Source organism: Nostoc sp. (assembly GCF_036919575.1).
In the GTDB taxonomy this organism is placed as follows: domain Bacteria; phylum Cyanobacteriota; class Cyanobacteriia; order Cyanobacteriales; family Nostocaceae; genus Nostoc.
On sequence record NZ_JBALBY010000010.1, the window covers coordinates 18,842 to 43,940 of the forward strand.

Here is a 25,099-nt window from a genome sequence, read left to right on the forward strand (position 1 = left end):
ATGCAAGTCATTTTGATCAGCGATCGCCATTCTTGCACAGATATAATCAACTGTATAGTTAAAATTTCAAGTTAATTACGATAGTCTCTTAACCTGCAACTGAACTGTGTTAATCTAAAATCGGGTTTCATACTCAACTTGGAATTGATTTTCATCCCCTAAATTAGTTGAGCCTCGCATGAGAATTTCGTCATTGATTCGATATAGCACGTTGTAAAGGAAAGAGTCATCGCTAGTAAGAGGGCGTGATAAAGAGGCAGAAAAATTTCTATTGATGTCAAACACACCTTCTGCTGATAAATTCAGAACTGAAGCAGTCGCTGTTTTAGTATTATTAGTAGATGGTGTCGGATAGATCCGAAACTCACTGAAACCAACAGACTGTCCGATCGCAGTGATGGTTCCTTGCAAACCACCTAAAATGGTAGAACTAGCGAAATTAGTTAGCCCTTGTCCTGCATCTGCTTGACCGAAAGAATTCAGAATTGAGCCACCCAGTAGAGCAACTATTTCTCCCTTACTACGGCTGGGTTCACTTGTCAATTCTAGACTGTCACCCAATTTACTAGCTGGCCCGTTCACCCTGGCTTGAATGGTAACGGTACGTAAAGTCCCAAAGTTGTTTACAGAAACATCGCTGACTTCTGAAGACAATGGTGATTCCAAAGTTTGAGTGTTCCTTGCCGATGCTTCCGGTACAATTGCCGTAAGTCGGACATCTAAAGTCGGGTCAAGTCCTTGACTTGGAGTAAACCGCGCAGTTTGTTCGTAGCCCCGCGCCAAGGTGAACTCAGTGGAAAATAAGCTCAGTTTTCCTCCTGTCAAACGAATGACTCCTTCAGGAAGCGGCTTGGCTAATGTACCATTAATGGTCAAGTCGCCTTTGGCATCAAAGCTCAATAGGGGCTGACTCAATGCGGCTCCTCCTGGTACAAAGCTCAATAGAGACTGAGTGGTAACACGAATATCTTTATCTAAAGTCAACTTTAAATCTGCAAACTCTATAGGTAAATTAGGTAAATTGGGTGGAGTTGCTGCGCTAGTACTTCCGGTTGCTGTAACTACTGGTTCAGCGCTATTCTCTGGTGTAGGTGTGACGTTAGCGTTAACTTCTTCTCTGTTTATGACATTAGCGTTAGCCTCTGCTGTCGCTGCTGATTTTTTATTAGCAGTAGTCGAGTTTGCAATAATCACCTGACCATCACTCAGTTTAATATCTCCACCAATTACAGGCTTTAACGCTGTTCCCCGAATTACGACATCGCCGCCAACACCGCCTTGATAAAGTCCTGCAACCTTAAAATTGAGTTTGTCTGCTATTGATACTGTCAGGGGATTCGCTGCGGCTTGTCCAGGAGTAAAAATTGGCAGGATACCTGATACACTCACTTGCCCTTTATTGTAAGTACCTTGGATACCTTCAACATTCAGCGTTGTACCATTAAATTGCACCGTTCCTGTGACATTCGTTAGGGGTTCAGATAAAGCTTGAGCGCTAAAAGTTGCATTATTAAGTGTGGCATTTCCGTTAATAATTGGTTCGTTTAAAGTGCCTTGAATGTTTAAATCTACTTTTCCTTGACCGTCTACCCAAGCGACTTGATTGTTGGTAAATACGTTTAACAGTGCCAATCCTTCATTCTGCACATTGGCGTTGATGCTGATTTGATTGCTATCTGGTTGCACTGCCGCAAAAGGCAAAGGAGCCGGTACGCTACCTGTAATAGTAACTGGCTGCGTTCCTGTCACTAATAAAGTGCTATCAAAATTCAAGCGAGCTTTGTTGTAATCAAAGTTTACCTTTCCGGTTTGCACAGGTTTTTTATTGAGAGTTGCATCCGCGATCGCAACTTGCCCTTTAACACTAGGGTCTTTTATACTACCTGCTAATGTGGCGTCAGCATTCACTTTCCCAGTAATATCTATGGGGTATTTTTGGATAAAAGGCTCTAAAAGTGATAAAGGTAAACTTGCTACATTCAACTTTCCAGATAGTTGCTCAGTTCCTAACTGTCCTGAAAAGGCCACCAGTCCTTGATTTATCCCAACACTCAAGGGCGAAAGTGTGACGATACCATCAGCAAAACTGCCTTGAGCAATGACTTGATTAATAGAATACTCACCCCATTGCCAGTTAGCACCTTGAAAATTAAAGCCGACGTTCAACCCAGATTTTAATGAGCCATTCGCTGTAATTGCTCCACTTAAAGCACCCGTTAATTCTGCAAGGGTGGGCAAAGATGGAGTTTGTTTTGTCTCTACTTGCTGTTGTTTTGCTGCCAATGCGGTAAGTTTTGAGAAATATGCTAACTGTGTTTTCAAATCTGCATCGGGCAAACTGATAGATTCAGTGTTAAGTACTTCTGCTTTAGCTAACTTCGGAGGCTGCAACCCGGTATTAAGGTCTTGAAAGTCGAAGACATTGAACGCTTGTAAAAGTCTCTGGATTTTGGCTTGATCAAAATTAGCTTGGAATTGAAATTGCGGGTCATTCCCTGTTTTCACATTTCCACTCAAGGCAATGTTGCTATCTGCAATCCGCAATTGACCATTAGCCAAGCTAGCAGTACCATCAGCATAATTGATCGTGCCGCGAAATTCATCTGCTGCAACTCTAGCAACACGGGGCGCTGCGATCGCAACATCCCCCGCGATCGCATAATTATTAAGATTGACAACTAAATTTCCCGATAGTTGCCCCCCCAGTGGTTTCAATTGATTGTTAGGTAAAAAGCCGCCAATCAGAGCGATGGGAAACTGTTGGGCGTTAATGAGCAAGTTCTCTCCCTCAGTTCTCCCCGTGGTGAGTGCGCCATCACGTTGAACTAAAAATGAAGTTGGCCGATAATCTGCACCCAGATTCAGCGCAATCTTATCTTGCTTCCCAGCTAATCGCAGACTTGCCCCTTGTCCGCCTTGAAAATTCACGTTTCCGGTTAAAAGTGGGTCAAATGCTAAGTCACTCACCTGAAAATTCCGCAGCCGGATATTACCATTAGCTTGGGGAACATCTAGAGTACCTGTAATTTTTCCATTAAAATCAACTAACCCCGCTACCGCTACGTCACCAGGAACTTTGAAGCCAGTATTTTTTAAGTTGAAATTCTGCGCCAGTACATTTAAATTAAATCCGGCGATTTTGGGTGCGCCAGTTGGTGGAGACTGAATAGCGATCGCACCATTAGCAGTCAATCCTGGGGTACTTGCGTTTTCAACTATAATCTGCTGTCCATTCCACTTAAATTGGGCTGTGAGCGGTTTTTCCAGCTGTGCTATCCCTTGAGGAAGGCGGATTTCTCCGGCGGCGCGAATATCTGCAAGCTGAAAAGATTTTGTTGTGCCTGCTAACTGAATATTGCTATTTAGCCGTCCTCGCAGTTGTGGTGAGAAACGGTTTAGTTGAATTTCAGAAGTTTTGACAACCCCTTGCCAGCGTTGTTGTGCAAGTTGACCACTAGCGGTGATTGTCCCCCCTGCGACGTTCAAAACTGCATCAGGGAAGAGAATTTTCTCTCCTTGTTTAGCAACAACAACTCGTCCGGTAGTGGGATAGGTGGCTTTCGGTGCTTGCACCCGCGCTACTGCTTGCAGATTGTTCAGAGTACCGGAAATATTGGCATTTGCCGACACATTCCCAATGGTGATCGAAGGTGAGGATTTGTACGCTCGGGCGATCGCATCCCCTGGTAAATTTTGGGCTTGCACATTAAATGATACCCTACCTTGGGGTGCTAGCTGAAGTTGACCACTAGCTGTAACTTGCCCTCCCACCTCTGGATTAACCTGAACGCGAGAAACATTTACGTTTAACGGTGTACCCAGAGAACCAGAAATTTTAGCGTTCGCAGATATACCACCAACCTGAATTGGAGTTGAAATGCCGTAACCTTGAGCGATCGCATTTCCGGGGATACCTTGAGCTTGAATATCTACACCTACTTGACCTTGGGGAGCCAGTTGAATTTGACCATTGGCTGTGATTTGCCCTCCGCCTGGCGGCGTTACCCGAACATTAGAAACATCAAGTTTCAACGGCTGTTTGTCAAGTGAGCCAGAAATTTGGGCTTTTGCGGAAACATTTCCAACTGCGATCGGTAGAGTAACGCCATAGCTGCGTGCTAGTATATCCCCTGATATCCCATCAGCTTGAGCATTAAATATTACATCTTTTTTAACTCCCAATTTAGCTTCACCGCCGCCGATAATTTGACCACCGGCTGCGGGGACTATTTTCAGATTGGAGACGGTAAGTTGAGATGCAGTTTGAGATGCATTTAAGCGGAAATCAGTGTTGACGGTTTTAAATTGAACGCGGTCAACTTGAATAGGTTTTGTGTTGCTTATTGTACCGCTAACTACTGGTTGCTCAAGTGCGCCGCGTACCTGAATATTTGCTTGAATTTCGCCACTAGCTGGGACTGACGAATTTACATTCAATGTGTCTAAGATATTTTTCGCACTAATAGGTTTTATCTGAGCAGAGATATTAAAACCTGTTTGAGTATTAATTGTTCCATTTGCGAGAATGGGAATTTTACCAAAGTTCGTATTCAGATTATCTAAAGCAACTGTCTGACCTTGAAATACAAATCTCCCATTAAAATTAGAAACTTGCTGAGGAATATTTTTAATTTTAGCAGTAATTTGATTAGCTGTAGCTGTTCCCGTAACTGATATTTCTGATAATTTGGGTGGAATCTGAACCCCTAAATCAGCATTTAAATACCCTGCTTGCAAAGCGATGGGTAACTGAATTAATCGACTGACCTCTGATACTTGTAAATTTTGTGCTTGCAGTTTGAGGCTAGTTTGTTGAGCTTTTACTTGTGTTTCGCCAACGATTTTAACACCGCCTCCCCTAGTGAGTTGAGCATTGATGTCATAAGCGATCCTTTGATTGCGATCGGAAAATCGGGCGACACCACCAACTTGATCTAATATTACTGAGCCTTTCGGTTTAGTTGGTGCGGCGAATGGCATCAACTCGACATCGCCATCTTGAATTTGAAGTGTCTCCAACTCAGTTTGAATAAAGCCTTGTCCCTCCGCAGCCTTCACTTGGGCTGTCACCCAACGACCATCTTTATCTTCTTGAATGTAGACATTGGGCTGAACTAACGTGACATTTAATGCTAGTTTTCGGTTAAACAGGAGTTCCAAGGGCGAAAACTGCACCTCCAAAGCTTTTGCTACCACCTGATCTTGATCGGTGGGAGTTGCTGGTATCGATAGAGAGCTAAATCTTAGACTAGAGAGCGAAAAACGTTCAACTTTCCCAACTTTTACTGGACGCCCAAGCAATTGCTGAAGATTTTGCTGGACTAACGGTGCTAAATCATTATATACATAGTTTCTAGCCCACCAACCACCAACTGCAATTCCAACCAGCAAAACCCCACCTAGAGCCAAACTGGTACGTCCTAAAAGCAGAAGCCACAGACGACGATTAAATGGTTTCTGATTATTTTCTGAATTTGGAGATGGCGTCATGATTGTTACTAGTACCAGTACTTTTTTCTGGAGTCAGGCGAGAGACAGACTAGTGCATCGGGGCAGCAAGTTACAAGCTATGGTTTCACAATATTAGGACTTACGCAAGAACTTTGCGGTAAGGTGCTTTTATTCTCTAGGAGAAGCTGCGTCAACGAGACGCTGGCAAATGCGTCTATGTTATTTCATACTTTATTTTGCGTAATTCTTGAATATACTTCGACTAATAATTTTTCCCCAGACATTAGTTTTGTTGGTCTATGGTATTTATTTTATCTTTAAAGGTAATTCTATAATCATTCAAATTGGTATCTTTAGATAGATTTTATGTGCTTAAGTATGATTTTTAGAACTTCGGGAATATTTATGATATTAAATTACTTTCTGATAACTTCTGTATATACAACCCTGGTTATAAAATTCCAACTCTGTAGAATCTAACTTAGTATAGATGACGATGCCAAATAATCTGAAAATGGTGAGTTCTATAGAGTAGAATGTCAGTATTATCAAATAATTATATCAAAATAGAATTCAGGAATCAGAATCAATTCATTTGGGGATTCAGACCCCAAATGAATTGAAGACCACAAAACAAGAAAATTTGGTGGGGGTGCAAAAACGCCGGTTATTCATCCACTTTTTCGTAGAGAATTCATTCTGAATTCTGACGACTGGCGCCAATATTGCTGTTTCGATAATTCAGCATGAATTCTGTACGATTGGCATCTGAATAAACGACCTTTTTACACCCCTACTAAATATAGGACTAGTATAAGATTAGTGAAATGCACGTAGTGAACCCCTAGGCTAAAATAGTACATTAGACGTAGACGTAGGTTGGGTGGAGCGGAGCGCAACCCAACATATATCAGGATGTTGGGTTACGCTTTGCCTCCACCCAACAAAGCAATTTTTTTGGAACATTAAAGCCATGACGGTCTACTACAAGACTACCGAGATTTTTTCAGAAATCAAATATGATTCCTATATGCAGATTTAGTGTTCTTCCAGTCCGTGAGCAATCCTAAGCTCCGCTCCTGAATTCTGACTACTGAATTCTTCTTCAATATTTTTTTTATATACAATCAAGTTAATAAGTTGTTACTTTTAAGGCAGCATAATCAATCTCGTCACATTTGCGTCATGAATTTGTCATAGATTTGTCAAACAAATGTGCAAATCTGAGCATGAATATATTTATTCATTTGCATCAGGTGGGATTACCTGCTTTTTACTTATCTTTCAGTTTTTTTTCATCACTCCACCACGTATTTCAGAGGCTTTATTAATGTCTTCTGAATATCTCGTTTTAGCATCCTAACTTCCATGTATGACAGAGAGTTTTTCAGAGCTTTATTTATAAAAATCAGCACGAATAAAACAAAACTGTTGCCTCAATTAAGAGTCTGTGGGATAATGCAAAACTGATACTAATGAAATTACCGAAGTGAGGAAGTCATATTCAGGATTTTTTGGTTTTCTATAATACCAGCCAATGAATCAACGAATTATTTGCTTCTAGAAAAACAACTAAATGAAGCCAAGGGAGCATCTCAGTTTTGCAAATATACCAGATGAGAAACAAGATTATTACTCCCTCTCCGAACCCACGGAGAGGGTTGGGGTGAGGTTTTACAAGGCTTTTTACGAAAGTAAGATGCTCCCTGAAGCCAAGGCATTTCAGCAGGAGTAAATTGTCAACCTAGCACAATCGAGTTGAGTTTGGGAGTTTATTCAGTAAAGTATCATGGACATACAAAATAATCGCTTTAGGTCGATTGGTTTTGGTTTTATTCCCCTCGGAGCTTTAGTAATACTTGTAGCAATTTTTGTAGGGAGAAAAATCCAAATAAAACTACTTTGGAATAGTGTCGAAGTTGCTCAAGAACAAAAAGACAGTACAGCAAGAATTGAAGCGCTGGAAAAACTGGTTAAGACTGATAACACCCTGCATAAGATTCCATTGAATAATGTCGATTTCTCCAGTGTCAACCTTGAAGATGCTGACCTTGAAGATACCGACCTCAAGAGTGCCGACCTCGAAGGTACCAAGCTGGAACGTGCCATTCTTAAAGATGCCGACCTGAAGAGTGCCGACCTAACCAGTGCCGACCTAACCAATGCCAACTTAACCAATGCCGACCTAACCAGTGCTAACCTCAGCAATGCCAACCTAACCAATGCCAACCTCAGCAATGCCAATCTAACTAGTGTCAATCTCAGAGATGCCCATCTTCAAGGTGCTAACCTTAGCAGTACCAACTTCAGTAGTGCTGACCTTCAAGGTGCTAACCTTCAAGGTGCTAACCTTCAAGGTGCTAATATCACGAGTGCAAAACTCAGCAGTGTCAACCTTCAAGGCGTCAACCTTCAAGGTGTCAACATCAAGAGTGCCAACCTTGAAGATGCCAACCTTGAAAATGCCGACCTTGAAAATGCCGACCTCAAGAGTACAAATCTTCTAGGTGCCAATCTTCTAGGTGCCAATCTTCTAGGTGCCAATCTTCAAGATGCCCAAAACCTAACTCTTCAAAAGCTCAAAGCAGCTAAAAATTGGGAGAGAGCTTGCTACGACCTAGAATTTCGCAAACAACTAGGCTTACCACCAGCAAATCACAGCCAATGCTGACCAATTTTCTTGTGCAGTTGAAGTTGTGTTTGAAGAGGGAAGCGGGCTAAAGCTGCTTACTACAAATCTTTAATTATTCACGCCAACTTACTTAAATCAAGTCAAGTATTTCAGCAGTAAAAAGCTGCAAACCTGGTGCAATCGAGTTGAGTTTGTGAGTTTATTTAGCAAAGTATTATGGACATAAAAAATCAGCGCTCTAGGTCAATTGGTTTGACTTCTATTCTCCTCGTGGCTGTAGTAATATTTGTGGGAAATGTTGTATACAAAAAGATACGAATAAAACAACTTTTGGATACTGTCGAAGCTCTTCAAGGACAAAAAGACAGCACAGAAAGAATTGAAGCGCTGGAAAAACTGGTTAAGGCTGATAACGCCCTGAATAATATTTCATTGAATGATGCCAACATTGAAGGTGCCAAACTTGAAAATGCCAATTTCTCCAGTGCCAACCTTGAAGATGCTAATTTCTCCGCTGCCAACCTCAAAGATGCCGAGCTCAAAGGTGCCAACCTCAAACGGGCCAACCTCAAACGTACCAACCTCAATACTGCCGACCTCAGCAGTGCCGACCTTAAAAGTGCCAATCTCAAGAGTGCCAACCTTGAAGATGCCGACCTCAGCAGTGCCGACCTCAAGAGTGCCGACCTCAAGAGTGCCAACCTTGAAGATGCTGACCTCGAACGCGCCAACTTTGAAGGTGCCGACCTCGAAGGTGCTAACCTCAAACGTGTTGACCTCAAAGAAAGTACCCAAATGCAAGATGCGGACTTATTTGATGTCAACTTTGAAGGTGCCAATCTCTCTAGTGCCAATCTCAAAGATGCCGACTTCTCGAGTGCCAACCTCAAGAGTGCCAACCTCAAGAGTGCCAACTTTGAAGGTGCGAAGTTGTCCAACGCCAACTTTGAAGGTGCCAAGCTCTCCAATGCCAACCTGGAAAAAGCCAACCTTGAAGGTGCCAAACTCAAGAGTGCCAACCTGGAAAATGCCAACCTTGAGGGTACTAACCTGGAAAATGCCAACCTGGAAAATGCCAACCTTGAAGGTACTAACTTTGAAGGTGCCAAGCTCAAGAGTGCCAACCTGAAAAGCGCTCGTCACCTAACTCCTCAAAAGTTAAAAACAGCCGAAAATTGGGATCAAGCCTGCTATAATCGAGAATTTCGTGAACAACTGCGCTTGCCTTTAGAAAATCCAAACCAATGCTAGAGAACAGGGAGTGCAATATGTTGTTGAGTTTAATGCAGGCGATCGCTATACCAATGGTCACTCTACTTGGTAAAGTAGTACACATATAGCTCAGACGAGGACGAGCGATCTTCAATTCTTTTTACAGCTATTTTCAGGTAAATAGACCACGCAGTAGGGGCACAGCAATGCTGTGCCCCTACGACAGATGTGGTTCAAATACATGATTTCTGCTGTAACCAGTCGATCTTCCTGAGAGGATGTTTGAAAAGTCGCAAAGTATACTAGAAACCCCGCTTCCATTCCTCTCCCCCACAGTCCGAGAGGCTTTGATGTTACGAAAAATATTTTTCAAACAACCTCTTAGACAGTCTAGCCATACATCACCAATATTTAGCAAAATTAAGTAAATAAATATACCTAATATTTACACAAAATCCGAAAAATATTTTAACTTTTCTTTGCTCTATTTTCTTGTATTAGATGAATAATCGATGGCACTAAAGAAACAACTATAATTAATCCAATAATCGGTAACAAATACTTATCTACCTGTTCAGGTGGCAGAGATTTTCCTAAGAAAAACCCTAACATGGTGATGCCGAATGTCCAAAGAAAGCCACCGATTAAGTTGTAAGACATAAATGTGCGATAATGCATCGCCCCAATCCCAGCCACAATCGGCGCGAAAGTCCGTACAATGGGTAGAAAACGTGCTAAAACAACCGTTTTTTTACCGTGCTGTTGATAAAAGTTTTGGGTTTTCACAAGATGTTTTTTATGAAACAACCATGAATCTTCCTTCTGAAATAGTCTTCTGCCAAATTTATGTCCAGTAAAATAGCCAACATTGTCACCTAAGACTGCACAAATAAAAGCACCAAAAATCAGAACCCAAATGTTCAGTAAATTCTGAGATGCGACAAATCCCGCAGTGAATAATAAACTATCTCCAGGCAGGAAAAAACCAATTAACAAGCCAGATTCAGCAAAGACAATCGCCCATACCCCAAAGTAGCCGAGTGATTTAATCAGTTGTGGTAAATCCAGATGCATAGAATTTATTACGTTTCAAGAATAGATCCACAACATCTTAACGTTTAGCAATTTTCCTGGATAAAAAGTAATATTAAATTTACGTAAAGTTATTGTGTAATTTTGGAAAATGTCATTACAGATGGCAGATTTTGGGTTATAGCGGTTCTCGCTTGGTGACGTACAAGAACCCCAACCCCCTCCCCGCTCTTCGAGAGGGGGCTATGATGTACCTCATGTGATTAGGAAACGCTATATAGGTTTAAGATGTAAGATGCGAAGATATTTGAAAGTACTAAGACTATTTTGGGGTGCTGCGATCGCGGCAGAGTTGGAGTATCGGATTAATTTTTTCATAGCTACCCTCAGCAGCTTAGGAAATCTTATCGGTAGCCTCTTTGGCCTATTCTTGTTTTACCGGACTGGCTACACTTTTAGTGGCTGGTCATGGGAAGCAGCTTTAGTAGTTCTAGGGATTTTTACCTTACTCCAGGGATTTTCTGCTACTTTTCTGGCATCGAACTTGAATCGCATTGTCCGTCATGTACAGGAAGGCACTTTGGATTTTATATTATTAAAACCTATCCGTAGTCAGTTTTGGCTTTCCACCCATACCCTTTCACCTTGGGGACTGCCGGATCTAGTTTTTGGTAGTATTATTATTGGCTATGCAGGTAAACGCCTTGGTGTCGGGATAGACGACTATCTACTTGGTGTACTGCCGTTATTGTTCAGCTTGGTGATTTTGTATAGCCTGTGGTTTATGCTGGGATCGACGAGTATTTGGTTCGTCAAAATATACAACGCTACCGAAGTGTTGCGTGGTTTGTTGGAAGCTGGACGATATCCCATCGCCGCATATCCCACTGCTTATCGCTTTTTCTTCACCTTTGTAATGCCAGTAGCTTTTTTAACTACTATACCAGCCCAAGCGCTGTTGGGTCGGAGTGAAATAAGCTGGTTAATAGGTGCGGCAATATTAGCAGGAGTGCTGTTTTTTACTTCTACTTGGTTTTGGCGGTTTGCGTTGCGGTTTTATACCAGTGCTTCGAGTTAAAATAATTCGCTTGGGTTAAGTTTTGTCATACTCTATTTGTCCATAGTCAAGTTTGATAATTCGGTCTGCTAAATGAAAATAGCGATCGTCGTGGCTAATCACCAGCACTGTTTTGCCCCGCGATCGCAGTTCTGGTAGAAGTTGAGTGTAGAATATTTCCTTGAATACTGGATCTTGATCGGCTGCCCACTCATCAAATAGATAAATTGGTCGATCTTCCAAGTAGGCTGTGAGCAAAGCTAGCCGTTTACGTTGTCCTTGAGAAAGTGCTGTGGTGGAAAGTTGTCCATTTTCAACTTTCACTTTATGGTCTAGTTGCAGTTGTTTTAAATATTTTGTAGCTTGAGCATCCAAGTGATAATTTTTTAATCCTAAAAGTTCTTCAAATAAATAAAAATCGGAAAATACCACAGAAAAATGCTGGCGATACCATTCTCGATTCTGTTCGCTAATTAACTCGTCATCAAACCAAATTTCGCCGTTATCAGGAATGTAAAGTCCAGTAATTAGTTTTGCCAATGTAGATTTACCACTACCATTCCCGCCGACAATGAAGACTAATTCTTGAGGATAAAGTGTCAGGTCGATGGGGCCAAAAATAAAGCTATTGTCTTCTTTAACTGTGTCGTAAGTGTGGGTAACACTTTGAAATTTCAAGCTGTGCCAATCAGATTTAATCGCAGGTGGAACAGTCGATATTTCAGTTCGACTAGCTAGAGATAAACCCAGTGAATCGATTTTTTGCAAGGCAATGGTGGCTTTGCTTAATAGGGGAAGTTTGCTGATGATGTTATCCATTGGTAACACCAAGTAAGTGAAGGTCAAAATGTAGCCAGAGAGAGTTTCGCTATTGATGGAAAGCAGATTAGGCAGCACAAACAGTACAAAACCGAGGGCAAAAAAGAATACGAGTTGACCCCAGCTTGTAGTTATGGCAAAAAGGGTTAGACCGTTAACGTTGTGATGACGGAATTCGGTAGCAGTTGATTGCAGTTTTTTTTCTAAAAAGTCTTCACGCCGCCTGTAGTTTAGTTTGAGTTCCTTGACTCCTTCGGTAATCGTGCGAAAATGTTTAAATAGATGATCCTCATCTTCACGAGCTAGAGCCAGCAATTTCCCTCCTCTGTCGAGTAGCCACTGACAACTAGCGATCGCTACTACTGAAATACCACAAACCATTAGCAATACTAACCAAGAGAGCCAAGTTATATACGCTACGCAACCCAAAACGATCGCTAAATTAATAAAAATGAAAGGCATCTGATAAACAGCATTAGCAACCGCCTGAATATCCTCTGTGAGAGTTGCCAATAATCGAGGATTCCCTAAGCGTTCCAGATGACTCAACTTTGAAGCGAGAATTTGGCGACTCAAACCCATCTGTAATTTCAAAACTGCATTCTGAGAAAGGCGAATCAGCATCACTTGGGAAATTATACTGGTAATCAGTGCAACTATTGCTAGCCCCACAAAACCCCAAATTATCGATGTGAGGCGGGAAGCGGCACTATTACTAGCAGCATGGCTAATTAAGGCAATCAAGCCAGCACTACTACCGCCACTCAAGAATCCAGTCGCGATCGCGATCCCTACCATCCCCCACGAAGAACGCACTAACCATCGTAAAATCAACACTTTCAGCCTTTATTCTCTCTCAAATGCTCATCATCCGATGCTCAAAAAGTTTTATGCAATTCCTCAATTGTACTATCAGAGGTTGTTTGAAAAGTGGTTGCTGTGATTTTAGGTACTTATTGATCCCCCCTAGCCCCCCTTAAAAAGGAGGGAACCGCAATTAAAGTCCCCCTTTTTAAGGGGGATTTAGGGGGATCTAAAACGTTTTGCTACCGAGAAGAGGACTTTTCAAACATGCTCTTAGACTGAGCTTTCACGTTAACTTAACACTAATGTACGAATTGCAAGCCGCAGATCCCCGACTTCTCAAAGAAGTCGGGGATCTTGTTTCTCACGAATGATTCAGTAGGGCTATATCAATTGATAAAACTAATGATTACCATTGATTAATATCACGCTCAATTCATAGATAAAAAACAATAGCTATTATTCATTAATCAAATAGTTGATTATATAAGAATTAATTAGAGTAATTATCTCAAATTTATTTAGATAAAGTAATTCCATTTTGACAGATATAACGGTAAGCTGTTTCTAACAAAATTAAACAAAGATAAATTTGCATTATCTGCGGTCGCTGGGTTAACTGGGATCAACGCCAGTTGATTTAAAATCCTGAACTTTTGATGAACATTTAGAGGTAAGTTGATGGCTCAGTTTCTACTTGAGACTGTTTGGCTAGTTCCTTGCTATGCCTTAATAGGTGGCTTGTTAGCCGTGCCTTGGTCGCCGGGGATCATTCGGAAAACGGGGCCAAGACCGGCGGGTTATGTAAACTTGGTGATGACATTTTTGGCGTTTCTACATAGTGCGATCGCTTTACAAGCAACTTGGAATCAGCCAGCCCAAAATGTATTTATTCCTTGGTTATCTACGGCTGGTTTAGACCTCACCATTGCTTTAGAAATTTCCTCAGTGAGTGTCAGCGCTTTGGTTGTGATTACTGGCTTGAATTTGCTAGCGCAGATTTATGCCATCGGCTACATGGAAATGGATTGGGGTTGGGGACGCTTCTATTCGTTATTAGGATTATTTGAAGCGGGATTATGTGCCCTTGCTTTGTGTAATAACTTGTTCTTCAGCTATGTAATTTTGGAAGTCCTAACGCTGGGAACCTATCTACTAGTCGGCTTATGGTTTAGCCAGCCGTTGGTAGTTTCAGGTGCGAGAGACGCTTTCTTAACCAAGCGGGTGGGAGACTTATTCTTGCTGATAGGCGTGTTGGCATTATGGCCTCTCGCCGGAACTTGGAATTATACAGAACTAGCGCAGTGGGCGGCTACTGCAAATGTTAATCCGACAACAATGGCACTCGTAGGTTTAGCCTTAATTGCTGGGCCGATGGGCAAATGTGCCCAGTTCCCCCTGCATTTGTGGTTGGATGAAGCAATGGAAGGCCCTGTTCCCAGCACGATTTTGCGGAACTCGGTAGTAGTCGCTAGTGGTGCGTGGGTGCTGATTAAATTGCAACCTGTGTTAACCATCTCGCCCATAGTTTCCTCTGCAATGGTGGGTATTGGGGTTGTGACAGCGTTGGGTGCTTCTTTGATTGCGATCGCTCAAATTGATCTTAAACGCTGCCAATCCTATTCTGTCAGTGCATACATGGGTTTAGTATTCATCGCCGTGGGAGTGCAACAATCCGAAACGGCGCTGTTGTTAGTACTCACCCATGCCATATCCGCAGCCCTGTTGGTGATGAGTACTGGGGGAATTATCTGGAATAGCATCACCCAAGATGTTACCCAATTAGGCGGATTGTGGACACGTCGCCCGATTTCTGCAATAGCCTTTATCGTCGGGACTTTAGGATTAATTGGTTTTCCACCCTTGGGTAGCTTTTGGGCATTGATCAAATTAGCAGATGGGTTGTGGGAAACGCACCCTTGGTTAGTGGGGGTAGTGATAGCGGTAAATGCTTTAACAGCCGTGAGTTTAACCAGAGAATTCGGTTTGATTTTTGGTGGTAAAGCTACACAAATGAGTCAGCGATCGCCTGAAGCACACTGGCCGATGATTTTGCCAATGATCATTTTACTGGGTGTCAGTCTACATCTTCCTTTAGTGTTGCAAAGCTTATCACTTTTACCCGATTGGGCAACTCTAAATAAAGATGTTGCACTACTTTTAATTTGGTCGAGTATTTTCGGTTGCAGCATCACTGGCGTGATTTATTTAGGGAATATTCCGAAACCGATTCGCCTGCCTTGGCAAGGTTTACAAGACTTATTGGCATACGACTTTTACACCCCCAAACTCTATCGAATGACCATTATTTTCAGCGTTGCCAAAATTTCCCAACTTGCCGATATGATTGACCGCTTTGTAGTCGATGGCATCGTTAATTTAGTTGGTTTATTTTCCCTATTAGGTGGCGAAAGTCTCAAATACAGCACCTCTGGACAAGCCCAATTTTATGCCTTCACCGTCCTTCTAGGAGTAGGTGTTTTAGGAATGTGGGTAACTTGGCCATTTTGGGGAGTGCAGTTTTTAAATGTGATTTTTCAAATCTCGACAGTTGGATAACAGTAGGTATCCTACTAAAAGTTAACAGTTTAATATTGTCAGAATAATTTCATGAGCAGACAACATCCCCGGATAAATCTTTCCAGAAGAAGTTTATTCAAGTTTGGTGCAGGTGCGATCGGTACAAGTGTGTTGACAGCTGGACTTAGTTCAAACTTACTTGCAGCAGAAATTGCCCCAGTAGAAGATGAGATTACCCCCGATAAGGCATTGCAAGAGTTATTAGATGGGAATCAAAGATTTGCCCAAAGAAAACGTCTTAATCCACACCAAACATATTCACGTTTAGCCGAAGTTGCCAAAGGTCAAAAGCCCTTTGCTTCTATTCTCAGTTGTGCAGATTCACGAGTACCTTCAGAGATTGTCTTTGACCAAGGACTTGGAGATTTATTTGTCTGCCGTGTAGCTGGTAATATTGCCACACGAGAAGAAATTGGTAGCCTAGAATTTGGCAGTTTAGTATTAGGCTCCAAAGTCATTATGGTAGTGGGGCATGAAAGATGTGGTGCGGTAGATGCCGCAATCAAAGGTGCTGAAGTACCAGGGCAAATCGGAAGTTTGCTTGAGGCGATTAAACCGAGTGTAGAAAGCTCAAAAGGAAAATCAGGAGATAAGTTAGAAAACGCTTGTAAAGCAAATGTTTTGGCACAAATTAAAAAATTGAATTCATCGCCAGTTTTATCTGAGTTAATCAAGGCAGAAAAGCTGAAAATAGTCGGAGCTTATTACGATTTAGATACTGGCAAAATCAGTATAGTAGGCTAGCTTTTTTGTCCTTTGTCATTAGTCATTGGTCATTGGCTAAGAGGTTATTTAAAAAGTGTTTTGCTGTGACTTTAGGCACTTTTAGATCCCCCCTAACCCCCCTTATAAAAGGGGGAACCGGAATTAAAGTCCCCCTTTTGAAGGGGGATTTAGGGGGATCTAAAACTTTTTATCCCGACAATAGGACGTTTCAAACAACCTCTAAGAGTAGGTCATAAAATACGAAGGACAAATAACAAAGGACAAATAACAAATAACAAAAGACAAAGGACAAAGGACAAAATTACCATGTTAAGTGTCTTGATTTGGCTGCCAATTTTCGCTGCTATTTTCATCGCGGTACTACCTCTAAATATCCCTAAAGATCGCATTCGGTTAACAGCATTAATTTTTTCTGGGATAGTTCTCTTTTGGAACATTTTTATCCTGCTGAAATTTGATATCAGCAATCCAGGAATGCAATTTCAAGAGTATTTGCCCTGGAATGAAACTCTTGGCTTGAGCTATCAATTAGGTGTTGATGGGCTTTCTATATTGATGTTGGTGTTAAATAGCCTGCTCACCTGGATTGCTATTTACAGCAGTAGTAAAGAAACTGAACGCCCCCGGCTATTCTACTCCATGATTTTATTAGTTAGTGGAGGAGTCGCAGGTGCTTTCCTCGCGGAAAATTTGCTGCTATTCTTCCTGTTCTACGAACTAGAATTAATCCCCTTCTACTTACTGATTTCAATTTGGGGAGGAGAAAAACGGGGTTATGCTGGGATTAAATTCCTGATTTATACTGCTGTTTCAGGAGCCTTAATTCTGGCGACATTCTTGGGTATGGTGTGGCTGAGTGGTTCTACCAATTTTGCTTTTGATGCAGTCTCTACAGAAAACTTGTCGATAGCCAAACAAATCCTTTTACTAGTAGGAATAGTATTAGGTTTTGGGATTAAAATTCCCTTAGTTCCCTTCCATACTTGGCTACCCGATGCTTATGTTGAGGCTTCAGCACCAATTGCTATTCTTCTTGGTGGCGTGTTGGCAAAGCTGGGAACCTATGGATTGCTGCGATTTGGGTTGGGTATGTTTCCCCATGCTTGGAGTATTATTGCACCGACTTTGGCAATTTGGGGAGCAGTCAACGCCATCTATGGGGCACTAATTGCGATCGCTCAAAAAGATATCAAGCGCATGGTAGCATACAGTTCCATCGGTCACATGGGCTATGTATTGCTAGCTGCTGCCGCCAGTACTTCCTTAGCACTTGTGGGTGCAGTCGCCCAAATGTTTAGCCACGGTATCATCCTGGCGATTCTTTTCCATTTGGTTGGAGTCGTGGAAGCCAAAGTTGGCACCCGCGAGTTAGATAAACTCAATGGTTTAATGAGTCCCATACGCGGTTTACCTCTAATTAGCGCCTTACTAGTTTTAAGTGGTATGGCTAGTGCTGGTATTCCCGGTTTAACAGGATTCATCGCCGAATTTATCGTCTTTCAAGGTAGTTTCTCTGTCTTTCCCATCTCGACAATTTTGTGTGTAGTCGCTAGTGGATTAACCGCAGTTTATTTTGTGATTCTCCTCAACCGTACCTGTTTTGGCAGACTCGATAACTTAGCCTACTATCCCAAAGTTTTATGGTCTGAGAAAATACCAGCTTTAATTTTGGCAGCTTTTATCATCTTTTTGGGAGTACAACCGACTTGGTTAGTGCGTTGGAGTGAATCCACAACTACAACAATGGTGACTGCAATTCCCTCTTTGGAAAAAACCGTAGTCTCTCAAGTAGCGGTGAAATAGGAAATAAATCAAAACACTTGTAGAGACGGCGATAAATCGCGTCTCAAAACCTATCCCCCAGACGCGATAAATCACCTTTCAAAACCTATCCCATTAGACGCGATAAATCTTAGACGCGATAAATCGCGTCTCTACCAATTTACTCATTACCATGACAGCAATTAAAACAGCAATTAAATTACCTCCTTCAAAGCACGAATTTGCCGAAGTAATCCATCGCCTAGAAGCAGGCGGTGCAATGTTACCTGATACCCCAGAAAATTTGATGCAAATCATCGGTTTATACAAAGCTTATGCTGTGCCGATGGATTTTTACTGGCGTGACCTGCTTTATATTGCCGAACGCGAATTTTTAAACCCGTTGCCTTTCTTTAAATACTTCTTACCCAAAGAGTATTTAGAACTGCATAATCATTATGCTGGCGATGATGCCGATTTACGAATTTGGCGCGGCGAAGCTACTGCACATCCAGAACTTTTGGCATTTATTGAGAAGGGTGAAACTTTCAAAATGCCCAAGTTGTTGCATCACTTGTTCCACGATCGCATTAACATGGAATTTGCGGAAGCTTGTATGCGGGCAATGTTATGGCACAGAGGGATGGGTGGACAATTTGACCCTTACCTAGATTCAGAAGAATACAAAGCCAACGCTGACAAGGCAATTAAAGCTTACTTCCAAGGGAATCCCGTAATGCTGGGACTTTACAAGCTGTTCCCCGATATGTTTTTGGAACAGTGCCGCCAGATGTCATACTACGCTAATCTGGGCTTATTCTGGGAAGTCATGGCCCCAGTATTCTTTGAAATGTCCGACCGCTATGACGAAGGGACAATTAGCAGCGTCCCAGAGGCGATGAGCTTTTTAGTTAATGGTATATTTGCGATCGCAGGTCGTCCCATTTACCATCACGTTTATATTCGTGGCGAATGCTATGAAATTGTCCCCAAATCTAAGGGTTTCATGTGGCTATATGAAGCCGCTTTACCCTATGTAGAAGCAGTTTTCTACCGTACTGCACCCTTCCGAGGGACAAAATCTTATAATGCTCAAGCGCGTCAAGTACCAGAAGACCAAAAAGATTTTCACTATGGTATTCTTTACGCTGATGTATTTCCAGTGGGTACTGCTGGCATTCCTCCCACATTATTAATGCAAGATATGCTGCATTTTTTGCCCCCATATCTTGTTGATTACTACAGCCAACATTGCCGGGGTGAAGAAGATATGTTGATTCAGTTGGGAGTTAGTTTTCAACGCTCAATGTATTGTGTTACTTCTGCGGTAATTCAAGCTTTGCGAACTGCACTTTTATATCCATTAGATGACCAAAATCTTCAGCATTTACAAGCAAATCGAGATTTCTTTGAAATGCAGCTAAATCGCTTTACTCGACCCGAATATAACATTCGTGATGCTGCTCGTTTGGGGAGTATTCAAAACCAAGATTATAGATAATAAATCCCTCCAGCCCCCATTTTGAAGGGGGCTTTTTTATGAGAAACATTCAGATACTTATGATTTATCAGTAGATAAATTATTTGCTAAAGAAATATTGATTTTAGTCAATTATTTAAAATAATTTCCTAGTACATTCATGCGTTGCTTGAAAATACATCCAACAACAGATAGGTAAAAATAGAACCAACCAACATTTAAATATTAAAACCTTAAAATGTAATTTATATTCATTTTTACTCATATCTTGAACTTTATCATAATCTAAAAAATGTCCTAAAGCCATAGATAATGGAATAAGAAATGCACTTAACAAAATTATCTCAAACATAAATAAAACTCTAGATATATTTTTTTAAGCATATATATAAGTAAATATCAAAAGTAATCCTACTTGAATCTTGCTCAGTATCCTAATAAGGAAAATTATGTATGTCAAGCTTCTAGGCAGCTTAGTACACGTCACTGTAAAAGGGGTTCGGAACTATTGAGACTTGATGTTGGGTAACACTAAAGTTCTACCCAACCTACGAATGATTAAATTCTATACCTTTTTTGTGGTGTTCTGTACTTAGTTGTTCAAAAATAAAATATGAGTCCTATAGATTGATATATGCCTACAAATGCTCTGGACAAGAACCGAATTTCTCTAAAAGCTCAGATATCAGCTGAGTATTTGAACAATCCCAAGTAACACTAGCGTTAGTATCCTTATAAAAACCTGGTTGACCGTAGCCCGATAATGCATTATTATCAGGGCCTATAGTCTCTTTATAAACACAAGTTAGTACTCTATTTTCAGGCAGGGTAACTTGATTACGTCCAAAATCGTGTTGGAATGTACCTGCAACCCATCCATTAGGTGTTAAATGCCATTCTTTCCATTCTTTACTTGCCATATTATTACTTTTTTGTGGAATTGATTTCACATACTTTATCTGAATAGTGGCAGGCGCAGCATTAGTAAAATTACTTACTTAACAGCTTAATTACCACAACAGTATAAATAGACTCATAATAAACCTAACAAATTACTATAGCGCTTCTGGGTTTGCAATACAGACCTAACAAGAACAGCCCCTTCCCTACTAGCGTTGGGGAGTAAGATTCAAAGTCTCTCTCCTTTTAGGAGAGAGGAATGGAAGGTGATTTATGCAAGAGGTCTAAAGCGTCCTTTTCAGACGGGGATTTAAACATCGGCATCAGCCGCAGCTCCGACTTTCTACTGAATCCCCACTTTCTTATTCAGAATTCAGAATTCAGAATTCTTCTTGAATGAATCATTTCGGACTGGGATCAGCTATGCTACTTTTGGGGTTTTATCCTAAAAAAGTATTAGCTAAAACGTCCAAACTATATATAAGGAAATATACCTGTGAAAAAAACTTTGTTTCTCAGTCCTCCTTCCTTCGATGGGTTTGATGGTGGAGCAGGTTCACGATACCAAGCCAAGCGGGAGATTACTTCCTTCTGGTATCCGACATGGCTAGCGCAACCCGCAGCCCTTGTACCTGGTAGTAAGCTGATCGATGCACCACCACATGGTCAAACAGTAGAAGATGTGATCGAAATTGCTCAAGATTACGAGCTAATTATCATGCACACCAGCACGCCTTCGCTGCCTAATGATGTGAAGTGCGCCGAGACAATCAAAGCTCAAAACCCTGATATCCAGATTGGCTTGATTGGAGCGCACGTAGCAGTATTACCAGAACAGACGCTGGTTGAAAACCCAATCATTGACTTTGTGTGTCGCCACGAATTTGATTATACCTGCAAGGAATTAGCAGAAAGTAAATCTTGGGAGGAAATCACAGGTCTAAGCTACCGCGATCGCCAGGGTAATATACGTCATAATGAAGACCGCCCCTTGATTCACGATTGGGATTCTCTGCCCAGTGTATTGCCGATTTATCACCGTGATTTAGATATTACCAAATACTTTATCGGCTACTTGTTGCATCCATACATTTCCTTTTATACTGGGCGGGGCTGTCCGGCAAAATGTACCTTCTGCCTTTGGCCGCAAACAATTGGAGGACACATATACCGCACTAAAAGCCCAGAAGCTGTTGGGCGCGAGATGGAAGAAGCTAAAGCGATCTTCGGCGACAAGGTGCGAGAATATATGTTTGATGACGACACCTTTACTATAGACAAACATCGTGCGATCGCCATTAGCGAACACATGCAGCGACTCAAACTGACTTGGAGTTGCAACGCCCGTGCCAATCTCGACTATGACACCCTCAAACAACTACGTGATAATGGTTTACGGCTATTATTAGTAGGATTTGAATCTGGCAATCAGCAAATTTTGGATGGGATTAAGAAAGGAGTCAAGCTAGAAGTAGCGCGGAAGTTTATGGACAATTGTCATAAACTTGGCATTACCGTACACGGCACATTTATCATTGGTTTACCCGACGAAACCCAAAAAACAATTGAAGAAACAGTTCGCTTTGCTTGCGATATTAGTCCTCATACAATTCAGGTTTCGATCGCAGCTCCCTATCCCGGAACAGAACTTTATCGTCAAGCACAAGAAAATAATTGGTTTAGCAACAGTTCCTTAGTTGCCACTTCAGGAATTCAAATGTCCACATTGCAATATCCAAATCTCTCCAGTGCTGAGATTGAGGATGCAGTTGAGAAGATGTATCGGAAGTTCTACTTTCGTCCTAGAGCGATCATCCCAATTGTCACTGAAATGCTCAGTGATCCCCAAATGTTAGTGCGCCGTCTGCGTGAAGGGCGGGAATTTTTCTCCTACTTAAAAGATCGTCGCACCCAAGCAACTGCGAAAGCCGAATCAGTAGTTGTTGGTTAGTAGTTGATTGTTCTTTTTGGATTGGGATCGGCATAAGTCTAAGGCACTTCCAAAAAACTCTCTCTTCCTCATTCCTCTGCGTTCTCTGTGTCTCTGTGGTTCGTTTAATTTATTTCCTGGAAATCCCTAACTCAATAGCTCAATTATCAGAAAAAATACAAAACCTATGCAAGCAAAGCGATTCGCCATCATCAATGGTGATGACTTTGGTTTCTCCCAAGGAGTTAATCAAGCAATTATCAAAGCACACAAACAAGGAGTCCTAACGAGTACCAGCTTGATGGTGAGCGCTGATGCTGCAAAAGAGGCTGTCACCTTGGCAACTGCCCACCCAACCCTAGCTGTTGGTCTACATCTTGTATTGATATGTGGACGCTCTGTCCTACCGCCAGAGCAAATTCCCCATTTAGTTGACAAACAAGGTAACTTTTCCAACAGTCCATTGAGCGCCGGGTTGCGCTATCAATTTGTCAGAGAAACCCGTCAAGAACTGCGGCAAGAAATTCGCGCCCAGTTGGAAAAATACCGTTCAACTGGTTTACCTCTCTCTCATGTGGATGGACATTTGCATTTGCATATTCATCCAGTCGTCTTGCGTATTTTAGTTGACCTAGCACCAGAATTTGATATTAAAGTAATTCGTCTTCCCAGTGAGGAGTTGGGGTTTACCCTCAGACTTAATCGCAGTCATCTGCTGACAAAGCTAGTTTGGTCAGGAGTATTCGGCAGACTACGCCAGTATGGTGAGAAGATGCTAAAATCCCAAGGTATTAGCTTTACCCAAAGAGTTTACGGTTTATTACAAACTGGTGGGATTACAGAGGAATACTTACTTGGATTGATACCCCAAATCCAGGCAAACTTGGTGGAGATTTACTCTCATCCGGCGATGCCTACGGTGGGCTTCTCCAACGCTATTCATGGTGATCCTTTAAATGGAGCTATCGGGGTAGGTGAAGCAGAACTTGCTGCTTTGTTAAGTAGTCAGGTACGCGAAGCGCTCCTTAGTAACGGCTTTGAAATTACCAACCACCATTTACTATCCCAACGTACCACCTAAAGAAGAAGGCAGAATTCAGAATTCAAAATTCAGAAGGCAGAAGGCAGGAGGCAGAAGGCAGAAGGAACCCAAGAAAGTTAATTGGGTGAGATTGAAAACTTGGACATTTTATACCTCGCTGCAAGCAGTCTCGGTATAATTATTTATTTTTACTGAGCTTTAAACTCTGAAACTTTAGTTCTCATTATACTTTCTTACCTTCTGCCTTCTGCCCTCTGCCCTCTGCCTTTCTTTGTAATAACTTTGTCATCCCAATTTCATTTAATAGACATAAAAAAGTCCTAAACTCTCGGCAGCTAATCTAGAAAATGCTAATATTACTTGCCTGCTAATCAATTCCATGTTTGCATCTACTCTCTTAACAAATTTTCACATAATTATCATTGATTTCCTCCTAATTTTGTGTATATTATCTGTCTGGTTTTATAGTTATGCAATTTATGCAGCAATAACTTTTTCTGCTGATCCCCGGCCAATTGATCTAGAGTTTCATCCACCTGTTAGTATCCTCAAACCAATTTGTGGGCTTGATAGCGATGCTTATGAAAACCTCGCCTCATTTTGTCAGCAGGACTATCCAGAATATCAAATCATCTTTGCTGTGCGAAACTCTAAAGACCCTTGCATAGAGGTTGTAGAGAAAATCATCCATAATTTTTCAGATTTGGATATTCTGTTAATTGTAAGCGATCGCATCATCGGCACAAACCTCAAAGTTAGCAACTTGGCCAATGCCGCAGCCAAAGCTAAATACGAAATTTTACTTCTTGCTGATAGTGATATCCGAGTTGGAAGAGATTATTTGCAAAGAGTTGTCCAGCCGTTACAAGACGAAAGCGTGGGTGTAGTTACCTGTATGTATCGAACCTTAACTCAAGGATGGATATCGACATTAGAGGCTACTGGTACTACTACTGAGTTTCATGCTGGGGTTTTAGTCAGCAACATCAAGGATAATGGTATAAAATATGCCTTCGGCTCCACCATTGTCATCCCGAAAAAAGTACTAGAAGCCATCGGTGGATTTGAAGCAATTGCTGATTATCTGGCAGATGATTTCCAACTTGGCTATCTACCTGTCCAAGCAGGTTACAAAGTTGTGCTTTCCGACTATGTTGTTGAACATGTACAAATAAGCAACAACTTAGTTGATGCCATCAAGCGCCAGATTCGTTGGGCGCGTGGTAAACGAGTTTCTCGTCCTTGGGGTTATCTAGGACTAATTTTTACCTATGGTGTCGTCACCAGCTTGCTGCTGCTAATTGCCACGGATGGTTCAATATTAGGATGGCTAGGACTATGTATCTGTTGGGTAACAAGATTGGTGATGGCTTGGGTTGTTGGTACTATCAGTTTGAAAGATCCAATTGTCAAAAAGTTTCTGTGGCTCGTTCCTTGCTGCGATTTGTTAAGCTTTGCTATTTGGTGTTTTGGCTTTATAGGCAACACTATAGAATGGCGGGGACAGCAACTGAAGCTAACTAAAGATGGAAAGTTACTAGTACAAGAAGACAAAAATTATCAATTATCAATTAAGGTTTTGACTAGGACACTGTAGCGGAAGTTTAGCTACCTTTAAGTAATTACGAATTATTTTAACAAGGGGCTTGAGTAACTTGTCTATAGGACTAGTA

The 25,099-nt window shown here is 41.6% G+C and carries 14 protein-coding genes; 10 read left to right on the top strand and 4 right to left on the bottom strand.

Annotated elements, in window-relative coordinates:
- Positions 1-114: 114 nt before the first annotated feature.
- Positions 115-5,490 carry a translocation/assembly module TamB domain-containing protein gene (locus V7K27_RS03200; protein ID WP_334944237.1) on the bottom strand — a complete coding sequence of 1,792 codons (5,376 nt, stop codon included), beginning with the start codon at positions 5,488-5,490 and terminating at the stop codon, positions 115-117.
- A gap of 1,750 nt (positions 5,491-7,240) precedes the next feature.
- Here V7K27_RS03200 and V7K27_RS03205 point away from each other — a divergent pair.
- Positions 7,241-8,122 carry a pentapeptide repeat-containing protein gene (locus V7K27_RS03205; protein ID WP_334944239.1) on the top strand — a complete coding sequence of 294 codons (882 nt, stop codon included), beginning with the start codon at positions 7,241-7,243 and terminating at the stop codon, positions 8,120-8,122.
- Positions 8,123-8,299: 177 nt separating this feature from the next.
- Positions 8,300-9,334: a pentapeptide repeat-containing protein gene (locus V7K27_RS03210; RefSeq protein WP_334944241.1), complete on the top strand. Its 1,035-nt coding sequence runs from the start codon at positions 8,300-8,302 to the stop codon at positions 9,332-9,334.
- Between the two features lie 429 nt (positions 9,335-9,763).
- Here the strand turns inward: V7K27_RS03210 and V7K27_RS03215 are convergent, their stop codons facing one another.
- Positions 9,764-10,369: a DedA family protein gene (locus V7K27_RS03215; protein WP_334944243.1), complete on the bottom strand. Its 606-nt coding sequence runs from the start codon at positions 10,367-10,369 to the stop codon at positions 9,764-9,766.
- Positions 10,370-10,622: 253 nt separating this feature from the next.
- Between V7K27_RS03215 and V7K27_RS03220 the strand changes: the two genes are divergently transcribed.
- Positions 10,623-11,405, top strand: a complete 783-nt coding sequence (locus V7K27_RS03220; protein ID WP_334944245.1) for an ABC transporter permease — start codon at positions 10,623-10,625, stop codon at positions 11,403-11,405.
- Positions 11,406-11,420: 15 nt separating this feature from the next.
- On the opposite strand, the gene V7K27_RS03225 is transcribed toward V7K27_RS03220, so the two are convergent.
- On the bottom strand, positions 11,421-13,040 hold the full coding sequence (locus V7K27_RS03225; RefSeq protein WP_334944247.1) for a cyclic peptide export ABC transporter: 1,620 nt from the start codon (positions 13,038-13,040) through the stop codon (positions 11,421-11,423).
- Positions 13,041-13,688: 648 nt separating this feature from the next.
- On the opposite strand from V7K27_RS03225, the gene V7K27_RS03230 reads away from it, so the two are divergent.
- The 4 genes from V7K27_RS03230 (at position 13,689) to V7K27_RS03245 (ending at position 19,575) form a co-directional block, all read left to right on the top strand.
- Positions 13,689-15,566: an NAD(P)H-quinone oxidoreductase subunit F gene (locus V7K27_RS03230; RefSeq protein ID WP_334944249.1), complete on the top strand. Its 1,878-nt coding sequence runs from the start codon at positions 13,689-13,691 to the stop codon at positions 15,564-15,566.
- Between the two features lie 51 nt (positions 15,567-15,617).
- Complete coding sequence (locus V7K27_RS03235; protein WP_334944252.1) at positions 15,618-16,331, top strand: carbonic anhydrase; 714 nt, start codon at positions 15,618-15,620, stop codon at positions 16,329-16,331.
- 288 nt (positions 16,332-16,619) lie between these two features.
- Positions 16,620-18,116 (top strand): NADH-quinone oxidoreductase subunit M, encoded by a 1,497-nt coding sequence (locus V7K27_RS03240; RefSeq protein WP_334944254.1) that lies wholly within the window; start codon positions 16,620-16,622, stop codon positions 18,114-18,116.
- 151 nt (positions 18,117-18,267) lie between these two features.
- Positions 18,268-19,575 (top strand): CO2 hydration protein, encoded by a 1,308-nt coding sequence (locus V7K27_RS03245; RefSeq protein ID WP_334944255.1) that lies wholly within the window; start codon positions 18,268-18,270, stop codon positions 19,573-19,575.
- Between the two features lie 617 nt (positions 19,576-20,192).
- Here the strand turns inward: V7K27_RS03245 and V7K27_RS03250 are convergent.
- Positions 20,193-20,504: a hypothetical protein gene (locus tag V7K27_RS03250; protein ID WP_334944257.1), complete on the bottom strand. Its 312-nt coding sequence runs from the start codon at positions 20,502-20,504 to the stop codon at positions 20,193-20,195.
- 446 nt (positions 20,505-20,950) lie between these two features.
- Here V7K27_RS03250 and hpnJ point away from each other — a divergent pair, with 446 nt between their 5' ends.
- From hpnJ to hpnI, 3 genes are all read left to right on the top strand, one after another.
- Positions 20,951-22,405, top strand: coding sequence for a hopanoid biosynthesis associated radical SAM protein HpnJ (hpnJ, locus tag V7K27_RS03255; protein ID WP_334944259.1), 1,455 nt, complete (start codon positions 20,951-20,953; stop codon positions 22,403-22,405).
- Between the two features lie 166 nt (positions 22,406-22,571).
- The gene (gene hpnK / locus V7K27_RS03260) at positions 22,572-23,465 is read left to right on the top strand and encodes a hopanoid biosynthesis-associated protein HpnK (RefSeq protein WP_334944261.1); all 894 of its coding nucleotides are present in this window, start codon (positions 22,572-22,574) and stop codon (positions 23,463-23,465) included.
- Positions 23,466-23,805: 340 nt separating this feature from the next.
- Positions 23,806-25,023, top strand: coding sequence for a bacteriohopanetetrol glucosamine biosynthesis glycosyltransferase HpnI (gene hpnI, locus V7K27_RS03265; protein WP_334944263.1), 1,218 nt, complete (start codon positions 23,806-23,808; stop codon positions 25,021-25,023).
- Positions 25,024-25,099: the final 76 nt, after the last annotated feature.